The following is a 15883-nucleotide window of genomic DNA, read 5'->3' on the forward strand; positions in this document are numbered from 1 at the left end:
GCTCAAAAATGCTGGCATGTTTGTTGCCTGATGGGGACAGACCGCCGCCAGTTGATAGTGAATTGAGAGGATTTGAATGACCAAAGAAATGCAAACTTTAGCTTTAGCCCCTGTTGGCAACCTGGAATCTTACGTCCGGGCCGCTAACGCATGGCCGATGTTGACGGCCGATGAAGAGCGGGCGCTGGCTGAAAAGCTGCATTACCAGGGCGATCTGGAAGCAGCGAAAAAGCTGATCCTGTCTCACCTGCGCTTTGTTGTTCATATTGCTCGTAATTACTCGGGCTATGGTCTGCCGCAGGCGGATCTGATCCAGGAAGGAAATATCGGCCTGATGAAAGCGGTACGCCGCTTCAACCCTGAAGTTGGTGTACGTCTGGTCTCTTTCGCCGTGCACTGGATCAAAGCTGAGATCCACGAGTATGTGCTGCGCAACTGGCGTATCGTGAAAGTCGCGACCACCAAAGCACAGCGTAAGCTGTTCTTTAACCTGCGTAAGGCAAAACAGCGTCTCGGCTGGTTTAACCAGGACGAAGTCGAAATGGTCGCCCGCGAACTGGGTGTGACTAGCAAAGACGTGCGTGAAATGGAGTCGCGTATGGCGGCCCAGGACATGACGTTTGATATGTCTTCCGATGACGATGCGCAGGACGGCCAGCCGATGGCACCGGTGCTCTACTTACAGGACAAAACATCTAACTTTGCTGATGGCATTGAAGATGATAACTGGGAAGAGCAGGCAGCCAACAAGCTGACCGATGCGATGCAGGGTCTTGACGAACGTAGTCAGCAGATCATCCGCGCCCGCTGGCTGGACGAAGATAACAAGTCCACGCTGCAGGAGCTGGCCGACCGTTACGGCGTCTCCGCCGAACGCGTACGCCAGCTTGAAAAGAACGCGATGAAAAAACTGCGCGCCGCTATCGAAGCGTAAGCGCCAGCCGCAAACAGACCGGGTCAGCGAAAGCTCACCCGGTTTTTTATTATCTGAATTTCCTCTCACTCCCGGTGCTGGTTAAAACGTCGACTTAACGAAGGCGCTATATACTTACTCTGTGGGTTGGCACAGAGAGGGGAAAAAGGTGAAGAATAGTGAATTACATCAGCGGCGTGTAGACGCGACGCCGCGCGGGGTTGGCGTGATGTGCGGCTTCTACGCCGAGAAAGCAGAAAACGCCACGCTGTGGGATGTGGAAGGCAACGAGGTGATCGATTTTGCCGCCGGGATCGCGGTGTTAAACACCGGTCATCGACATCCGAAAGTAATGGCGGCAGTCGAAAAACAGCTCCAGGCCTTTACGCACACCGCGTATCAAATTGTTCCTTACGAAAGCTATATCGCGCTTGCCGAGCGCATCAACGCGCGCGTCCCTATTGATGGCCCGGCGAAAACCGCCTTTTTCTCTACCGGTGCCGAAGCGGTTGAAAACGCGGTGAAAATCGCCCGCGCTTATACTAAACGTCCGGGCATTATCGCCTTTGGCGGCGGCTTCCACGGACGCACCTTTATGACCATGGCGCTGACGGGAAAAGTTGCACCTTATAAAATCGGCTTCGGGCCGTTTCCCGGTTCGGTTTATCACGCCCACTATCCAAATGAGCTGCACGGCGTCAGCACTGAACAGGCGCTGCAAAGTCTGACGCATCTCTTCAAAGCCGATATCGCCCCCGATCAGGTCGCCGCGATCCTGTTAGAGCCGGTGCAGGGTGAAGGGGGCTTTAATATCGCTCCGCCAGAGTTTATGCAGGCGCTGCGCGCCCTGTGCGACAGCCACGGCATTCTGCTGATCATCGACGAGGTGCAGAGCGGTTTTGCCCGTACCGGCAAACTCTTTGCCAGCGAGCATTACGCTATCAAACCCGATCTCATTACTATGGCGAAAAGTCTGGCGGGCGGTTTACCGCTCTCGGCGGTTGCCGGGCGTGCCGAGGTGATGGATGCCCCTGCGCCAGGCGGCCTGGGCGGAACCTATGCCGGTAATCCGCTGGCGGTGGCTGCAGCGCACGCGGTGCTGGATGTGATTGAAGAGGAGAAGCTGTGCGAACGCGCGAACCAGCTGGGCAAAGATCTGGTCGAAGTGCTGACCCATGCGAAAGCGCACTGCCCCTATATTGCCGATATCCGCGCGCAGGGCTCAATGGTGGCGGTGGAGTTTTCTGACCCGCAAACCGGCGCGCCATCGCCGGAATTTACCAAACAGGTACAGGATAACGCCCTTCAGGCAGGTCTGTTGCTGCTGAGCTGCGGCGTCTATGGCAACGTTATCCGCTTCCTCTATCCGCTTACCATTCCTGATGAGCAGTTCCGAAAAGCGCTGGATATTATCCAGCGGTCGCTGACGCGTTAATTATTCAGCCGCCTTATGGGCGGCTTTGTCACGTTCTCGCATCGCTCTGCCGCATAACCTGCAAAATTGCTATTCCTTATTCCATAAAATGGGGTATGTTTTAGCAGAGTATGCTGCTTACAGGGCACTATTCTGCACAATAACAAATATCATATTCTTTGCTTAGGGTAATAAGCGAAGCAATATTCCAGATAACAACATCACAACAATTGCAAAAACCATAACAATGGGGAAACTCAGGATGAAAATGAAGGGCAAAGCGTTACTGGCAGGATGTATTGCGTTAGCAATGAGCAACGTGGCATTCGCCAAAGATATCAAAGTTGCCGTTGTCGGTGCGATGTCCGGTCCGGTTGCGCAGTATGGCGATCAGGAATTTACCGGTGCTGAGCAGGCTGTTGCCGATATCAACGCAAAAGGCGGCGTCAAAGGCGACAAACTGGTGGTGGTGAAATATGACGATGCCTGCGACCCGAAACAAGCGGTAGCGGTAGCCAACAAAGTGGTTAACGACGGCATCAAATATGTTATCGGCCACCTCTGCTCCTCTTCCACTCAGCCAGCGTCCGACATTTATGAAGACGAAGGCATCCTGATGATCACGCCTGCGGCCACTGCCCCTGAGCTGACCGCGCGCGGTTACAAACTGACGCTGCGTACTACCGGCCTCGACTCTGACCAGGGCCCGACCGCGGCGAAATACATTCTCGATAAGGTGAAGCCGAAACGCATCGCCATCATTCATGATAAGCAGCAGTATGGCGAAGGTCTGGCGCGCGCCGTGCAGGATGGCCTGAAAAAAGGCAATGCCAACGTGGTCTTCTTTGACGGCATCACCGCCGGTGAAAAAGATTTCTCCACGCTGGTGGCGCGTCTGAAGAAAGAGAATATCGACTTTGTTTACTACGGCGGTTACCACCCGGAGATGGGCCAGATCCTGCGCCAGGCGCGTACGGCCGGTCTGAAAACCCAGTTTATGGGACCGGAAGGCGTGGCGAACGTGTCACTCTCTAACATCGCCGGTGAGTCTGCCGAAGGGATGTTAGTCACCAAGCCGAAGAACTACGATCAGGTACCGGCGAACAAACCGATTGTGGATGCCATCAAAGGTAAGAAACAGGATCCGAGCGGTGCGTTTGTCTGGACCACCTACGCCGCGTTGCAATCGCTTGCTGCGGGCCTGAACCAGTCTGACGATCCGGCTGAAATCGCCACCTATCTGAAAGGTCACTCCGTTGAAACCGTGATGGGGCCGCTGACGTGGGATGAGAAGGGCGATCTGAAGGGCTTTGAGTTCGGCGTCTTTACCTGGCATGCGAACGGTACCGCGACCGACGCGAAGTGATGAATATTTGATAGTCGCCTTTCGCGCCGCAGGTGCGTTGGCTGCATTCGCCCCGGTCGCTTACGCCTGTAAGCTTCCGGGGATTAACGACTTCCTGCTCAGGCATGGCTCACGCTGCCCGCTATTTTTAGTGCTTTTCCCAGCCATCTTGCTGCGCGGTGAAGCCGAGCGCTTGTGCAAAAGCGGCCATCACGGCGCGATCTTCAACGCCGATATCTGCGATCCACCAACTGGTCATCGCCGGGTTATCGCGCATCACCTCTTCAACCAGGTATTGCCCGACGCCGCGACGGCGAGTGACCTCCCGTACCCGCAGCGAATCCAGCACGCCTTCGGTGCCGCGCAACGTCACCCGCACGGCGGCCAGCAGGCGGTCATTAAACCGCGCGGCGTAAATGCGGTGCGTATCGTCAATATCCAGAGAGGCGGGGGCGTATTCCGGCCAGATTTTCGCTAAATCAATATGATCCTGCTCGCTGAAACTGGTCAGCCGGATAATGGTTAATTTCATCTACCGTTTGTCCAAAACGTGAAACAGGGAGTGAGTGTAAACAATTTCACCCGCCGGGGCTGGAGACTTTTTTATATTTAATACAACAGGTGAATAGTTTTAGCGCAGCGACTGGCATAGCCGGAAACGTCAGAGATCGAAAAAGACACAGGATTTTAACCTGAATGATGGCGCTTTTTCCCGCGTATACTGCCGTTATTTTATGCTGAAAGCCCCACTTTTAGATGTTTATCTCGCGCTTAATACAGAATATTATCTCTGCTTAATCGCCTGAAAAATAGAGTATTTAGTATGGTTTACGCCAGAAAACCACGCTAACCCATTAAAGGCGCTGATAAAAATAGCATTGTGCATTAAAAGTACAGAATGCTTTTTAACCACATAAAAACAAAATTTTCACACAACATCACGAACGGGGTAGCAGACATGAAAAGGCACGCGAAAACATTTGTCGCGGGAATGATTGAAAGCCGGTCATGGCAACGCGGTCTTGTTTAAAGGTATTACCGTCAGGGAAGTAGTTTTTTCTGCGCTTAACGCTCATCTAAAAAAAGAAAATATCGTCTTTGTCTACTACGGTGGTTATTAACCGGATAGTGGAGAGATGCTGCGCCGGGCCCGCTGAAACAAGCCGCTGACCTGATTAACGCGTTAAAAGCCAACGGGGCTAAAACCGAAACAGGGCCGCCGAACTGGGATGAAAAAGGCGATCTGAAGGGATTTGAGTTGAGTGTCTTCTAACGACACGCCGATGGTTCGTCCTGTGTGGCGAGTCACAGTCATCCCTCTCTTTGGACGAAAATCTTGAGAGATTTAAGAAGGTTAAGTTATGTCTGAGCAGTTTCTCTATTTCTTGCAGCAGATGTTCAACGGCGTCACGCTGGGCAGCACTTACGCCCTGATCGCCATTGGCTACACCATGGTGTACGGCATTATCGGCATGATTAACTTCGCCCATGGCGAGGTCTACATGATCGGCAGCTACGTCTCCTTTATGATTATCGCCGCCCTGATGATGATGGGCATCGACTCAAGCTGGCTGCTGGTCGGGGCCGGTTTCGTCGGCGCGATTATTATCGCCAGTGCCTACGGCTGGAGTATCGAGCGCGTTGCTTACCGCCCGGTGCGCAGCTCCAAGCGTCTGATTGCGCTTATCTCCGCCATCGGCATGTCCATCTTCCTGCAAAACTATGTCAGCCTGACGGAAGGCTCGCGCGACGTGGCTTTGCCAAGCCTCTTCAACGGTCAGTGGACTATCGGCAGCAGCGAAAACTTTGCCGCCTCCATCACCACCATGCAGCTGGTTATCTGGATCGTCACCTTTGTCGCCATGCTCGCGCTGACGCTCTTTATCCGCTATTCCCGCATGGGACGCGCCTGCCGCGCCTGCGCTGAAGATCTGAAAATGGCGAGCCTGCTCGGCATCAACACCGATCGGGTGATTGCGCTGACCTTTGTGATTGGCGCGGCGATGGCGGCGGTTGCTGGCGTGCTGCTCGGCCAGTTCTATGGCGTGATAAATCCCTACATCGGCTTTATGGCGGGTATGAAGGCATTTACCGCTGCGGTGCTGGGTGGTATCGGCAGCATTCCTGGCGCGATGATTGGGGGGCTGATCCTCGGGGTGGCGGAAGCGCTCTCTTCAGCGTACCTGAGCACTGAGTATAAAGATGTGGTCTCCTTCGCGCTGCTGATTGGCGTCCTGCTGGTGATGCCGACCGGTATCCTCGGTCGCCCGGAGGTAGAGAAAGTATGAAACCGATGCATTTTGCGATGGCGCTGCTCTCTGCCGCCATGTTCTTCATCCTTGCTGGCGTCTTTATGGGCGTTCAGCTGGAGCTGAATGGCACCAAACTGGTGGTCGATAACGCGGCAGATATCCGCTGGCAGTGGATCTTTATCGGCACCGCCGTGGTCTTTTTCTTCCAGTTACTGCGCCCTGTTTTCCAGAAGAGCCTGAAAGGCATTTCCGGGCCGAAATTTGTCCTGCCGGCGATTGATGGATCTACCGTTAAGCAGAAGCTGTTCCTGCTGGCGCTGTTGGTCATTGCCGTGGTGTGGCCGTTTATGGTGTCGCGCGGCACCATTGATATCGCCACCATGACGATGATCTACATCATCCTCGGTCTGGGGCTGAACGTGGTGGTTGGGCTTTCCGGCCTGCTGGTGCTGGGTTATGGCGGTTTTTATGCTATCGGTGCCTACACCTTTGCGCTGCTGAACCACTATTACGGGCTGGGCTTCTGGACCTGCCTGCCGCTGGCGGGGCTGGTCTCTGCCGCTGCCGGTTTCCTGCTCGGCTTCCCGGTGCTGCGTCTGCGCGGCGACTACCTGGCGATTGTGACGCTGGGCTTCGGTGAGATTGTGCGCATTCTGCTGCTTAATAACACCGAAGTGACCGGCGGGCCAAACGGCATCAGCCAGATCCCGAAACCGACGCTGTTTGGCCTTGAGTTCAGCCGCACAGCGCGCGAAGGGGGCTGGGATACCTTCAGCAACTTCTTCAATGTGAAATACGATCCGAGCGACCGCGTGGTGTTCCTCTATCTGGTGGCGCTGCTGCTGGTGGTGCTGACGCTGTTCGTTATCAACCGCCTGCTGCGTATGCCGCTAGGCCGCGCGTGGGAAGCACTGCGTGAAGATGAGATTGCCTGCCGCTCGCTGGGACTCAACCCGACGCGCATCAAGCTGACGGCATTTACCATCAGCGCCGCGTTCGCCGGTTTTGCCGGGACGCTGTTCGCCGCGCGCCAGGGCTTTGTCAGCCCGGAGTCTTTCACCTTTGCCGAATCTGCCTTTGTACTGGCGATTGTCGTACTGGGCGGAATGGGTTCGCAGTTCGCGGTGATCCTTGCCGCTATTTTGCTGGTGGTATCGCGTGAACTGATGCGTGATTTCAATGAATACAGCATGTTAATGCTGGGTGGTTTGATGGTGCTGATGATGATCTGGCGTCCGCAGGGCTTGCTGCCGATGACGCGGCCGCAGCTGAAACTGAAAAACGGCCAGGCAAAAGGAGAGCAGGCATGAGTCAGCCACTGTTATCGGTAAATGGCCTGATGATGCGCTTCGGCGGCTTACTGGCGGTCAACAACGTCTCGCTGGAGCTGCGACCGCAGGAGATTGTCTCGCTGATTGGCCCGAACGGCGCGGGGAAAACCACTGTATTCAACTGCCTGACCGGGTTTTATAAACCCACCGGCGGCACCATTATGCTGCGTGACCAGCATCTCGAAGGGCTGCCGGGCCAGCAAATCGCGCGTATGGGTGTGGTGCGCACCTTCCAGCATGTGCGCCTGTTCCGTGAAATGACGGTGATTGAGAACTTACTGGTCGCTCAGCATCAGCAGTTAAAAACCGGCCTCTTCTCTGGCCTGTTGAAGACGCCCGCGTTTCGCCGCACGCAGAGCGAAGCGCTCGATCGCGCCGCGACCTGGCTTGAGAGGATCGGTTTGTTAGCGCACGCCAACCGCCAGGCCAGCAATCTGGCCTACGGCGATCAGCGCCGTCTGGAGATTATCCGCTGCATGGTGACGCAGCCGGAGATCCTGATGCTGGATGAACCCGCGGCAGGGTTAAACCCGAAAGAGACCAAAGAGCTGGATGAGCTGATCGTCGAGCTGCGTAACCATCACAACACCACCATCCTGCTGATTGAGCATGATATGAAGCTGGTGATGGGCATTTCCGACCGGATCTATGTCGTCAACCAGGGAACACCGCTGGCCAACGGAACGCCGGAAGAGATTCGTAATAACCCGGACGTGATCCGCGCTTATCTGGGTGAGGCATAAGATGGAAAACGCAATGTTATCTTTCGATAAAGTTAGCGCCCACTACGGCAAAATCCAGGCGCTGCACGAGGTCAGTCTGCATATTAATCAGGGGGAAATTGTGACCCTGATTGGTGCCAACGGCGCGGGGAAAACCACCTTGCTCGGCACGCTGTGCGGCGATCCGCGCGCCACCAGTGGCCGCGTGGTATTCGACGGCAAAGATATTACCGACTGGCAAACGGCGAAGATTATGCGGGAAGCGGTAGCGATCGTGCCGGAAGGCCGCCGCGTCTTTTCGCGGATGACCGTGGAGGAGAACCTGGCGATGGGCGGCTTTTTCGCCCACCGCGATCAATATCAGACGCGTATTAAATGGGTGTATGAACTCTTCCCGCGCCTGCATGAACGCCGCATACAGCGTGCCGGCACCATGTCCGGTGGTGAACAGCAGATGCTGGCGATAGGCCGCGCGCTGATGAGCCAGCCACGCCTGCTGCTGCTGGATGAGCCGTCGCTCGGGCTGGCGCCGATTATCATTCAACAGATCTTCGACACCATTGAGCAGCTGCGTAAAGAGGGGATGACCATCTTCCTCGTGGAGCAAAACGCTAACCAGGCGCTGAAGCTCGCCGATCGCGGCTATGTGCTGGAGAACGGGCATGTGGTGCTCGAAGATACCGGCGACGCGCTATTGGCGAATGAAGCAGTGAGAAGCGCTTACCTCGGCGGCTAACACGTTGAAGTAAAAGCCTAAAAACCGGTCTCGCAAGGGCCGGTTTTTTTCTGAAAAATGCAATTCCGCCATGTGCAGCGAGAGGGTTTGGAACAGGATGCGGGCGGCGCTTGAGGCTTTTTGCCTTATGGCTGTGCTTTAGGAAGTTATGCAGAAGTGTTGTGAGGCAAAAAGATGAAAGCCCCGAGTCAATTTTTCAATTAACCCGAGGCTACACTAACGCACAGACAACGTCAGCGTAGCCTCTTACCTGCTGAAAGGCAAGGAAGTGAAGCTGCGCAAACAAGGGGCTTTCTGGTTCGCCGGGAAGCCCTTTTTTATTAGCGAAAACAGTAACATCAGCGATCGGGTTTAAATCTGAAAAACATATTTCAGCCATGAAGTATGGCGTGTGACCGGGATATGATGCGGGCGGCGCTTGAGGCTTTTTGCCTTATGGCTGCGCTTTAGGAAGTTATGCAGAAGTGTTGTGAGGCAAAAAGATGAAAGCCCCGAGTCAATTTTTCAATTAACCCGAGGCTACACCGACGCCTAGACAACGTCAGCGTAGCCTCTTACCTGCTGAAAGGCAAGGAGTTAAAGGCTATGAAAATCCCGCAAACTTTTATCTGCTGCGTGTTTATTCTCTGCTTCACGCTGCTGATATTCACCTACCTGACCCGTAAATCCCTGTGCGAGCTTCGCTACCGGGATAAGGAGAGAGAGGTGGCGGCTTTGATGGCTTACGAATCCGGTAAGTAGCGACCTGGGGCAGGGAGCAATCCCTGCCTTTCAGGTGCGATGATGTTGTTACAGCGTTGCCTTCGAGCGCCGCTTAAAGGGCTTTCTGGTTCGCCGGGAAGCCCTTTTTTATTAGTGAAAACAGTAACATCAGCGATCGGGTTTAAATCTGAAAAATATATTTCAGCCATGAAGTATGGCGTGTGGCCGGGATATGATGCGGGCGGTGCTTGAGGCTTTTTGCCTCATGGCTGCGCTTTAAGACGTTATGCAGAAATGTTGTGAGGCAGAAAGATGAAAGCCCCGAGTCAATTTTTCAATTAACCCGAGGCTACACTACGTCCAGACAACGTCAGCGTAGCCTCTTACCTGCTGAAAGGCAAGGAGTTACAGGCTATGAAAATCCCGCAAACTTTTATCTGCTGCGTGTTTATTCTCTGCTTCACGCTGCTGATATTCACCTACCTGACCCGCAAATCCCTGTGCGAGCTTCGCTATCGGGACAAAGAGAAAGAGGTGGCGGCTTTGATGGCTTACGAATCCGGTAAGTAGCGACCTGGGGCAGGGAGCAATCCCTGCCTTTCAGGTGCGATGATGTTGTTGCAGCGTTGCCTTCGAGCGCCGCTTAAAGGGCTTTCTGGTTCGCCGGGAAGCCCTTTGTCTGCGCCGCCATTTTTCCTTCATCTTTCCATCACTTGCGCGACATCTCTCTGACGCCTGGCTGTCATTTTTTTGTAATCAAAAAGTTATTTTTCTGTCATTCGAGCGTGTCATGTTACCTCGCGAGCACAAAACGCGTGATATCGCGCATCCCGTATAACAAGAGAGAGCACAATGACGACGTTACGACATACAGCTTTGGGTCTGGCGCTGGGATTTGTTTTTGCTGGCAATGCCATGGCCGTAACCACTATCCCGTTCTGGCACTCCATGGAAGGCGAGTTAGGCAAAGAGGTCGACTCCCTGGCGCAACGTTTTAATGATACCCATCCCGACTACAAAATCGTTCCGGTCTATAAAGGCAACTACGAGCAGAACCTGAGCGCGGGCATTGCCGCCTTCCGCACCGGTAATGCGCCAGCGCTATTGCAGGTTTACGAAGTGGGCACCGCGACGATGATGGCCTCGAAAGCGATCAAGCCGGTTTACGAGGTCTTTAAAGATGCAGGCATCACCTTTGACGAAAGCCAGTTTGTGCCGACCGTTGCGGGCTACTACACCGATTCAAAAACCGGGCATCTGCTCTCTCAACCCTTTAACAGCTCCACACCGGTGCTTTATTACAATAAAGATGCCTTCAAAAAAGCGGGCCTGAACCCGGAGCAGCCACCGAAAACCTGGCAGGATCTGGCGGCCTACACCGCGAAGCTAAAAGCGGCGGGCATGAAGTGCGGTTACGCCAGCGGCTGGCAGGGCTGGATCCAGATTGAGAACTTTAGCGCCTGGCACGGTCTGCCGGTCGCTACTAAAAACAACGGTTTTGACGGTACCGATGCGGTGCTGGAGTTCAATAAGCCGGAGCAGGTGAAACATATCGCCATGCTGGAAGAGCTGAATAAAAAAGGTGAATTCAGCTACTTTGGCCGTAAAGATGAATCCACCGAGAAGTTCTACAACGGCGATTGCGCCATCACCACCGCCTCATCCGGTTCGCTGGCAGATATCCGCCACTATGCGAAATTTAACTACGGTGTCGGCATGATGCCGTACGACGCCGATGTGAAAGGCGCGCCGCAAAACGCCATTATCGGCGGTGCCAGCCTGTGGGTAATGAAAGGCAAAGATGATGCGACCTACAAAGGCGTGGCGCAGTTCCTCGACTTCCTGACCAAGCCGGAAATAGCGGCCGAGTGGCATCAGAAAACCGGTTATCTGCCTGTCACCAAGGCCGCATACGATCTGACGCGCCAGCAGGGTTTCTATGACAAAAACCCGGGGGCGGATATCGCCACGCGCCAGATGCTGAACAAGCCGCCGTTGGCCTTCACCAAAGGGCTGCGTCTGGGCAATATGCCGCAGATCCGCACCGTGCTTGATGAAGAGCTGGAGAGCGTGTGGACCGGTAAGAAGACCCCGCAACAGGCGCTGGACTCAGCGGTTGAGCGCGGTAACCAGTTGCTGCGCCGCTTCCAGCAGTCAACCAAGTCTTAATGAGTTAAAGGCCGGATAAGCGCAGCGCTTGTCCGGCCTGTAAATCGGTCAATGTATCGCGTCGCCGCCCTCCGGCATATTCAAAAAGAGCCTTGCTATGTCCTCATCCCGTCCGGTGTTTCGTTCACGCTGGCTACCCTATCTGCTCGTCGCGCCGCAGTTGGCGATCACGGTGATTTTCTTTCTCTGGCCTGCGGGCGAAGCGCTGTGGTACTCCGTGCAGAGCGTCGATCCCTTTGGTCTCTCCAGCCAGTTTGTCGGGCTGGATAACTTTACCGCGCTGTTTCACGACAGCTACTACCTCGACGCCTTCTGGACGACGATCCGCTTTAGCGCGATGGTCACCTTTAGCGGTCTGCTGGTTTCGCTGTTCTTTGCCGCGCTGGTGGATAACGTGGTGCGCGGTAGCCGTATCTACCAGACTTTAATGCTGCTGCCCTATGCCGTGGCACCAGCTGTTGCCGCCGTATTGTGGATCTTTCTTTTCAATCCCGGACGTGGATTGATTACGCACTTCCTTGAGCAGTTCGGGTATCACTGGAACCATGCGCAGAACAGCGGTCAGGCGATGTTTTTAGTGGTGTTCGCCTCGGTGTGGAAGCAGATTAGCTACAACTTCCTCTTCTTCTTCGCCGCGTTGCAGTCTATTCCCCGCTCGCTGGTGGAAGCCGCCGCCATTGATGGCGCGGGACCCATTCGCCGTTTCTTCAAGCTTTCGCTGCCGTTGATCGCACCGGTCAGCTTCTTCCTGTTGGTGGTCAACCTGGTCTATGCCTTCTTCGATACGTTCCCGGTTATCGATGCGGCGACTGCCGGCGGCCCGGTGCAGGCGACCACTACGCTGATTTATAAGATCTACCGCGAAGGGTTTGTCGGCCTGGATCTCTCTTCATCCGCGGCGCAGTCGGTGATCCTGATGGTACTGGTGATTGTGCTGACGGTGGTGCAGTTCCGCTATGTCGAAAGTAAGGTGCGCTACCAATGATTGAGAATCGCCCAGGGCTGACGCTGTTCAGCCATATCATGCTTATCGCAGGCGTTGCGGTGGTGCTCTTCCCGCTCTACGTCGCCTTTGTCACCGCCACGCTTGATATCAACGCGGTGTACGACACACCGATGACGCTTATTCCCGGCGGCCATCTTTGGGAGAACCTGCGCGCGATTTGGGTTAACGGCGTCGGCTCCAATAGCGCGCCATTTTGGCTGATGCTGACCAACAGCTTCATCATGGCACTGGTGATAACCGTAGGGAAAATTGCCGTTTCTATCCTTTCGGCCTTCGCTATCGTCTGGTTCCGTTTTCCGCTGCGAAATCTCTTCTTCTGGATGATTTTCAGTACCTTGATGCTGCCGGTAGAGGTACGCATCTTCCCGACGGTGGAAGTGATCGCCAACCTCAAGATGCTCGACAGCTACACCGGCCTGACCTTGCCGCTGATGGCCTCTGCCACTGCGACTTTTCTCTTCCGCCAGTTCTTTATGACGTTGCCGGATGAACTCATAGAAGCCGCGCGCATTGATGGCGCTTCGCCGATGCGCTTTTTCCGCGACATTGTGCTGCCGCTGTCGCGCACCAATCTTGCGGCGCTGTTCGTCATCACCTTTATCTACGGCTGGAACCAGTACTTATGGCCGCTGTTGATTATCAACGACGTCAACCTCGGCACCGCCGTGGCGGGCGTCAAAGGGATGATGTCGCTCGGTGAGGGCACGACGCAGTGGAACCAGGTGATGGCTGCGATGCTGCTGACGCTGATCCCCCCGGTTGTTATCGTTTTAACCATGCAGCGCGCCTTTGTGCGCGGTCTGGTCGACAGTGAGAAATAAGATGTCATCTCTAAAATTACAGGCAGTGACAAAAAGTTGGGACGGCGGCAAAACTCAGGTGATTGAGCCGCTGACGCTGGATGTGGCCGACGGCGAATTTATTGTCATGGTTGGCCCGTCGGGCTGCGGAAAGTCGACGCTGCTGCGCATGGTTGCCGGGCTGGAGCGCGTCTCCGGCGGCGATATCTGGATTGACCGCCAGCGCGTCACGGAGAAGGAGCCAAAAGATCGCGGTATCGCGATGGTGTTCCAGAACTATGCCCTCTATCCGCACATGAGCGTGGAAGAGAACATGGCCTGGGGGCTGAAAATCCGCGGCATGGGCAAGGCGCATATTGCCGGACGCGTGGCGGAAGCGGCGCGTATTCTGGAGCTTGAAGGCTTGCTGAAACGCCGCCCGCGCGAGCTTTCGGGCGGCCAGCGCCAACGCGTGGCGATGGGCCGCGCCATTGTGCGCGATCCGGCGGTCTTCCTGTTCGATGAACCGCTCTCCAACCTTGATGCCAAGCTGCGCGTGCAGATGCGCCTTGAGTTGCAGCAGTTGCACCGACGCCTCAACACCACCTCGCTCTATGTGACTCACGATCAGGTGGAAGCGATGACGCTGGCGCAGCGCGTGATGGTGATGAACAAAGGCGTTGCTGAGCAGATCGGTACGCCGGTTGAGGTGTATGAAAAGCCCGCCAGCCGCTTTGTCGCGAGCTTTATCGGCAGCCCGGCAATGAATCTACTCGATGGGCACATCAGTCAGACTGGTACGCACTTTGAGCTGGCAAGCGGCATGGCATTGCCGATTAACTGGAACTATCGCGGTTATGCCGGACGGAAAATGACGCTGGGTATCCGCCCGGAACATATTGCGCTAAGCTCACAAGCCGCAGGCGGCGTACCGCTGGTGATGGATACGCTGGAGATGCTCGGCGCGGATAACCTGGCCCATGGCCGCTGGGGTGAGCAGAAACTGGTGGCGCGTCTGTCGCATCAGGAGCGCCCGGCACCCGGCAGCACGCTGTGGCTGCATCTGGCGGAACATCACCTGCACTTATTCGATGGTGAAACAGGACAACGCGTATGAATAACTGGCCCTATCCCCGCATCGTCGCCCATCGCGGCGGTGGAAAACTGGCTCCGGAAAACACCCTGGCAGCGATCGATGTCGGCGCCAGATATGGCCACACAATGATCGAATTTGACGTCAAATTATCAAAAGATGGGCAGATCTTTCTGCTGCATGATGACAACCTGGAGCGTACCAGCAATGGCTGGGGCGTGGCGGGCGAGCTGGCGTGGAGCGATCTGCTGAAAGTCGATGCCGGGAGCTGGTACAGCGGCGAATTTAAAGGCGAGCCGCTGCCGCTGTTATCGGAGGTGGCGCAGCGCTGCCAGCAGCATGGCATGATGGCGAATATTGAAATCAAACCGACGACCGGAACCGGCCCGCTGACGGGCAAAATCATCGCGCTTGCTGCCCGCGAGCTGTGGTCAGAGATGACCCCGCCGCTGCTCTCCTCGTTTGAGATCGATGCGCTGGAAGCGGCGCAACAGGCTGCGCCGGAACTGCCGCGCGGTCTGCTGCTGGATGCCTGGCGCGATGACTGGCAGGAAGTGACCGATCGCCTGGCCTGCACCTCTATTCATCTCAACCATAAACTGCTTGATGAAGCGCGCGTTCGCATGCTGCGCGACGCCGGGCTGCGTATTCTGGTTTACACGGTGAATCAGCCGGCGCGCGCGGCGGAGTTGCTGGCGTGGGGCGTCGATTGCATCTGTACGGACAATATCGAAACCATCGGGCCCCACTTTGGCGCTTAAGGCGTAGTGGTTTGCGGTGTGCTGTGCAGCATGCCGCCACTTTGCGTTTGAGTCTGCGGCAGCATATGCGGCTGCTGCAGGGTCGAACCGCTGGCGCTGTTTTGCGGATGTAACATTCCGCCGCCGTTGCCGCTTTCCTGGCTTAGCATTTCGCCCCCGTTACTGCTGCTCTGGTTCAACGCTCCTGCGTTGTTACTACTCTGCTGGCTGAGCATCCCGCCACCGCTACTGCTGCCCTGGCTTAACATCCCGCCGTTGCTGTTGGGGAGCACTTGCTGGTGGGCGGGGTCGAGCTCCCCCGGCTGAGCCTGCCTTATTCGCTGTGAATTATCGTTCATCTGCATTTGCAGGTTCTGCTGCTGCTGGCGGCTCTGCGTCTGCTGCTGCTGTTTCAGTAACCCTTGCTGCTGCTGTTGCTGATTGAGCATTTGCGTCTGCATCCGCTGCTGGCTTGGCACGACATACCCCGGTTGATTCGGGTTATTTGTCGGGTTAAGCGGCTGTGCGAAAGCGGTAAAAGGCAGCAGGGCTGCCACAATCACAAGGCGTTTCATTCTCATCTCCTCCCGTTGAGGCCTGCCCCTAAGTTTAGTCGCATTCCTGCATGACCATGATTTTTTGCGCATTGTGAACCAGACTTAAGCGGGAACTGTAGCCCTT

16 protein-coding genes and 2 pseudogenes are annotated in these 15883 nt (G+C 55.5%); 16 read left to right on the forward strand and 2 right to left on the reverse strand.

Annotated features, from left to right (window positions below; all coding sequences use genetic code 11):
• Positions 1 to 76 precede the first annotated feature (76 nt).
• The 3 genes from rpoH (at position 77) to ACWPW2_RS15985 (ending at position 3693) form a co-directional block, all read left to right on the forward strand.
• Positions 77 to 934 (forward strand): RNA polymerase sigma factor RpoH, encoded by an 858-nt coding sequence (gene rpoH / locus ACWPW2_RS15975; RefSeq protein ID WP_023482062.1) that lies wholly within the window; start codon positions 77 to 79, stop codon positions 932 to 934.
• Between the two features lie 148 nt (positions 935 to 1082).
• A complete protein-coding gene (locus ACWPW2_RS15980; RefSeq protein ID WP_312118566.1) occupies positions 1083 to 2348 on the forward strand; it encodes a 4-aminobutyrate--2-oxoglutarate transaminase in 1266 nt (421 codons plus the stop codon).
• A 241-nt stretch (positions 2349 to 2589) separates the two neighbouring features.
• Entirely contained in the window at positions 2590 to 3693 is a 1104-nt protein-coding gene (locus ACWPW2_RS15985; protein WP_454124111.1) for a branched-chain amino acid ABC transporter substrate-binding protein, read from the forward strand.
• A gap of 127 nt (positions 3694 to 3820) precedes the next feature.
• Here the strand turns inward: ACWPW2_RS15985 and panM are convergent, their stop codons facing one another.
• A complete protein-coding gene (panM, locus tag ACWPW2_RS15990; protein WP_454124113.1) occupies positions 3821 to 4204 on the reverse strand; it encodes an aspartate 1-decarboxylase autocleavage activator PanM in 384 nt (127 codons plus the stop codon).
• 463 nt (positions 4205 to 4667) lie between these two features.
• Here panM and ACWPW2_RS15995 point away from each other — a divergent pair.
• From ACWPW2_RS15995 to ugpQ, 13 genes and pseudogenes are all read left to right on the forward strand, one after another.
• Positions 4668 to 4945: pseudogene (locus tag ACWPW2_RS15995) on the forward strand (hypothetical protein); the annotation flags it as partial.
• Positions 4946 to 5033: 88 nt separating this feature from the next.
• Complete coding sequence (livH, locus tag ACWPW2_RS16000) at positions 5034 to 5960, forward strand: high-affinity branched-chain amino acid ABC transporter permease LivH (RefSeq protein ID WP_023482039.1); 927 nt, start codon at positions 5034 to 5036, stop codon at positions 5958 to 5960.
• Complete coding sequence (locus tag ACWPW2_RS16005) at positions 5957 to 7234, forward strand: high-affinity branched-chain amino acid ABC transporter permease LivM (RefSeq protein WP_128481969.1); 1278 nt, start codon at positions 5957 to 5959, stop codon at positions 7232 to 7234. Before livH ends, ACWPW2_RS16005 begins: the two co-directional genes overlap by 4 nt.
• Positions 7231 to 7998 (forward strand): high-affinity branched-chain amino acid ABC transporter ATP-binding protein LivG, encoded by a 768-nt coding sequence (gene livG, locus ACWPW2_RS16010; RefSeq protein ID WP_023482112.1) that lies wholly within the window; start codon positions 7231 to 7233, stop codon positions 7996 to 7998. Before ACWPW2_RS16005 ends, livG begins: the two co-directional genes overlap by 4 nt.
• 1 nt (position 7999) lies before the next feature.
• Positions 8000 to 8713, forward strand: a complete 714-nt coding sequence (gene livF, locus ACWPW2_RS16015) for a high-affinity branched-chain amino acid ABC transporter ATP-binding protein LivF (RefSeq protein WP_023482055.1) — start codon at positions 8000 to 8002, stop codon at positions 8711 to 8713.
• Positions 8714 to 9298: 585 nt separating this feature from the next.
• Positions 9299 to 9454: a type I toxin-antitoxin system Hok family toxin gene (locus tag ACWPW2_RS16020; RefSeq protein ID WP_023482078.1), complete on the forward strand. Its 156-nt coding sequence runs from the start codon at positions 9299 to 9301 to the stop codon at positions 9452 to 9454.
• 39 nt (positions 9455 to 9493) lie between these two features.
• Positions 9494 to 9667 carry a hypothetical protein gene (locus ACWPW2_RS16025; protein ID WP_438440398.1) on the forward strand — a complete coding sequence of 58 codons (174 nt, stop codon included), beginning with the start codon at positions 9494 to 9496 and terminating at the stop codon, positions 9665 to 9667.
• Positions 9668 to 9829: 162 nt separating this feature from the next.
• Positions 9830 to 9985 (forward strand): type I toxin-antitoxin system Hok family toxin, encoded by a 156-nt coding sequence (locus ACWPW2_RS16030; RefSeq protein ID WP_454124117.1) that lies wholly within the window; start codon positions 9830 to 9832, stop codon positions 9983 to 9985.
• Between the two features lie 282 nt (positions 9986 to 10267).
• The gene (gene ugpB, locus ACWPW2_RS16035) at positions 10268 to 11584 is read left to right on the forward strand and encodes a sn-glycerol-3-phosphate ABC transporter substrate-binding protein UgpB (protein ID WP_454124119.1); all 1317 of its coding nucleotides are present in this window, start codon (positions 10268 to 10270) and stop codon (positions 11582 to 11584) included.
• Positions 11585 to 11681: 97 nt separating this feature from the next.
• A complete protein-coding gene (ugpA, locus tag ACWPW2_RS16040; RefSeq protein WP_124967100.1) occupies positions 11682 to 12569 on the forward strand; it encodes a sn-glycerol-3-phosphate ABC transporter permease UgpA in 888 nt (295 codons plus the stop codon).
• Positions 12566 to 13411 carry a sn-glycerol-3-phosphate ABC transporter permease UgpE gene (ugpE, locus tag ACWPW2_RS16045; protein ID WP_139966392.1) on the forward strand — a complete coding sequence of 282 codons (846 nt, stop codon included), beginning with the start codon at positions 12566 to 12568 and terminating at the stop codon, positions 13409 to 13411. Before ugpA ends, ugpE begins: the two co-directional genes overlap by 4 nt.
• Before the next feature lies 1 nt (position 13412).
• The gene (locus ACWPW2_RS16050) at positions 13413 to 14486 is read left to right on the forward strand and encodes a sn-glycerol-3-phosphate import ATP-binding protein UgpC (RefSeq protein ID WP_200580547.1); all 1074 of its coding nucleotides are present in this window, start codon (positions 13413 to 13415) and stop codon (positions 14484 to 14486) included.
• On the forward strand, positions 14483 to 15223 hold the full coding sequence (gene ugpQ, locus ACWPW2_RS16055; protein ID WP_454124122.1) for a glycerophosphodiester phosphodiesterase: 741 nt from the start codon (positions 14483 to 14485) through the stop codon (positions 15221 to 15223). The genes ACWPW2_RS16050 and ugpQ overlap by 4 nt, the downstream gene beginning before the upstream one ends.
• 161 nt (positions 15224 to 15384) lie before the next feature.
• Here ugpQ and ACWPW2_RS16060 read toward each other — a convergent pair.
• A pseudogene (locus ACWPW2_RS16060) lies at positions 15385 to 15777 on the reverse strand (DUF2756 family protein); the annotation flags it as partial.
• Positions 15778 to 15883 lie beyond the last annotated feature (106 nt).

The organism is Kosakonia sp. Marseille-Q7440 (assembly GCF_965119485.1).

Coding starts and splice junctions, on each gene's coding strand:
- ugpQ (WP_454124122.1), top strand. CDS start 14,483: ATGAATAACTGGCCCTATCCCCGCATCGTCGCCCATCGCGGCGGTGGA.
- livH (WP_023482039.1), top strand. CDS start 5,034: ATGTCTGAGCAGTTTCTCTATTTCTTGCAGCAGATGTTCAACGGCGTC.
- rpoH (WP_023482062.1), top strand. CDS start 77: ATGACCAAAGAAATGCAAACTTTAGCTTTAGCCCCTGTTGGCAACCTG.
- ACWPW2_RS16020 (WP_023482078.1), top strand. CDS start 9,299: ATGAAAATCCCGCAAACTTTTATCTGCTGCGTGTTTATTCTCTGCTTC.
- livG (WP_023482112.1), top strand. CDS start 7,231: ATGAGTCAGCCACTGTTATCGGTAAATGGCCTGATGATGCGCTTCGGC.
- ACWPW2_RS16025 (WP_438440398.1), top strand. CDS start 9,494: ATGATGTTGTTACAGCGTTGCCTTCGAGCGCCGCTTAAAGGGCTTTCT.
- ACWPW2_RS16005 (WP_128481969.1), top strand. CDS start 5,957: ATGAAACCGATGCATTTTGCGATGGCGCTGCTCTCTGCCGCCATGTTC.
- livF (WP_023482055.1), top strand. CDS start 8,000: ATGGAAAACGCAATGTTATCTTTCGATAAAGTTAGCGCCCACTACGGC.
- ugpE (WP_139966392.1), top strand. CDS start 12,566: ATGATTGAGAATCGCCCAGGGCTGACGCTGTTCAGCCATATCATGCTT.
- ACWPW2_RS16030 (WP_454124117.1), top strand. CDS start 9,830: ATGAAAATCCCGCAAACTTTTATCTGCTGCGTGTTTATTCTCTGCTTC.
- ACWPW2_RS16050 (WP_200580547.1), top strand. CDS start 13,413: ATGTCATCTCTAAAATTACAGGCAGTGACAAAAAGTTGGGACGGCGGC.
- ACWPW2_RS15985 (WP_454124111.1), top strand. CDS start 2,590: ATGAAAATGAAGGGCAAAGCGTTACTGGCAGGATGTATTGCGTTAGCA.
- panM (WP_454124113.1), bottom strand. CDS start 4,204: ATGAAATTAACCATTATCCGGCTGACCAGTTTCAGCGAGCAGGATCAT.
- ugpA (WP_124967100.1), top strand. CDS start 11,682: ATGTCCTCATCCCGTCCGGTGTTTCGTTCACGCTGGCTACCCTATCTG.
- ugpB (WP_454124119.1), top strand. CDS start 10,268: ATGACGACGTTACGACATACAGCTTTGGGTCTGGCGCTGGGATTTGTT.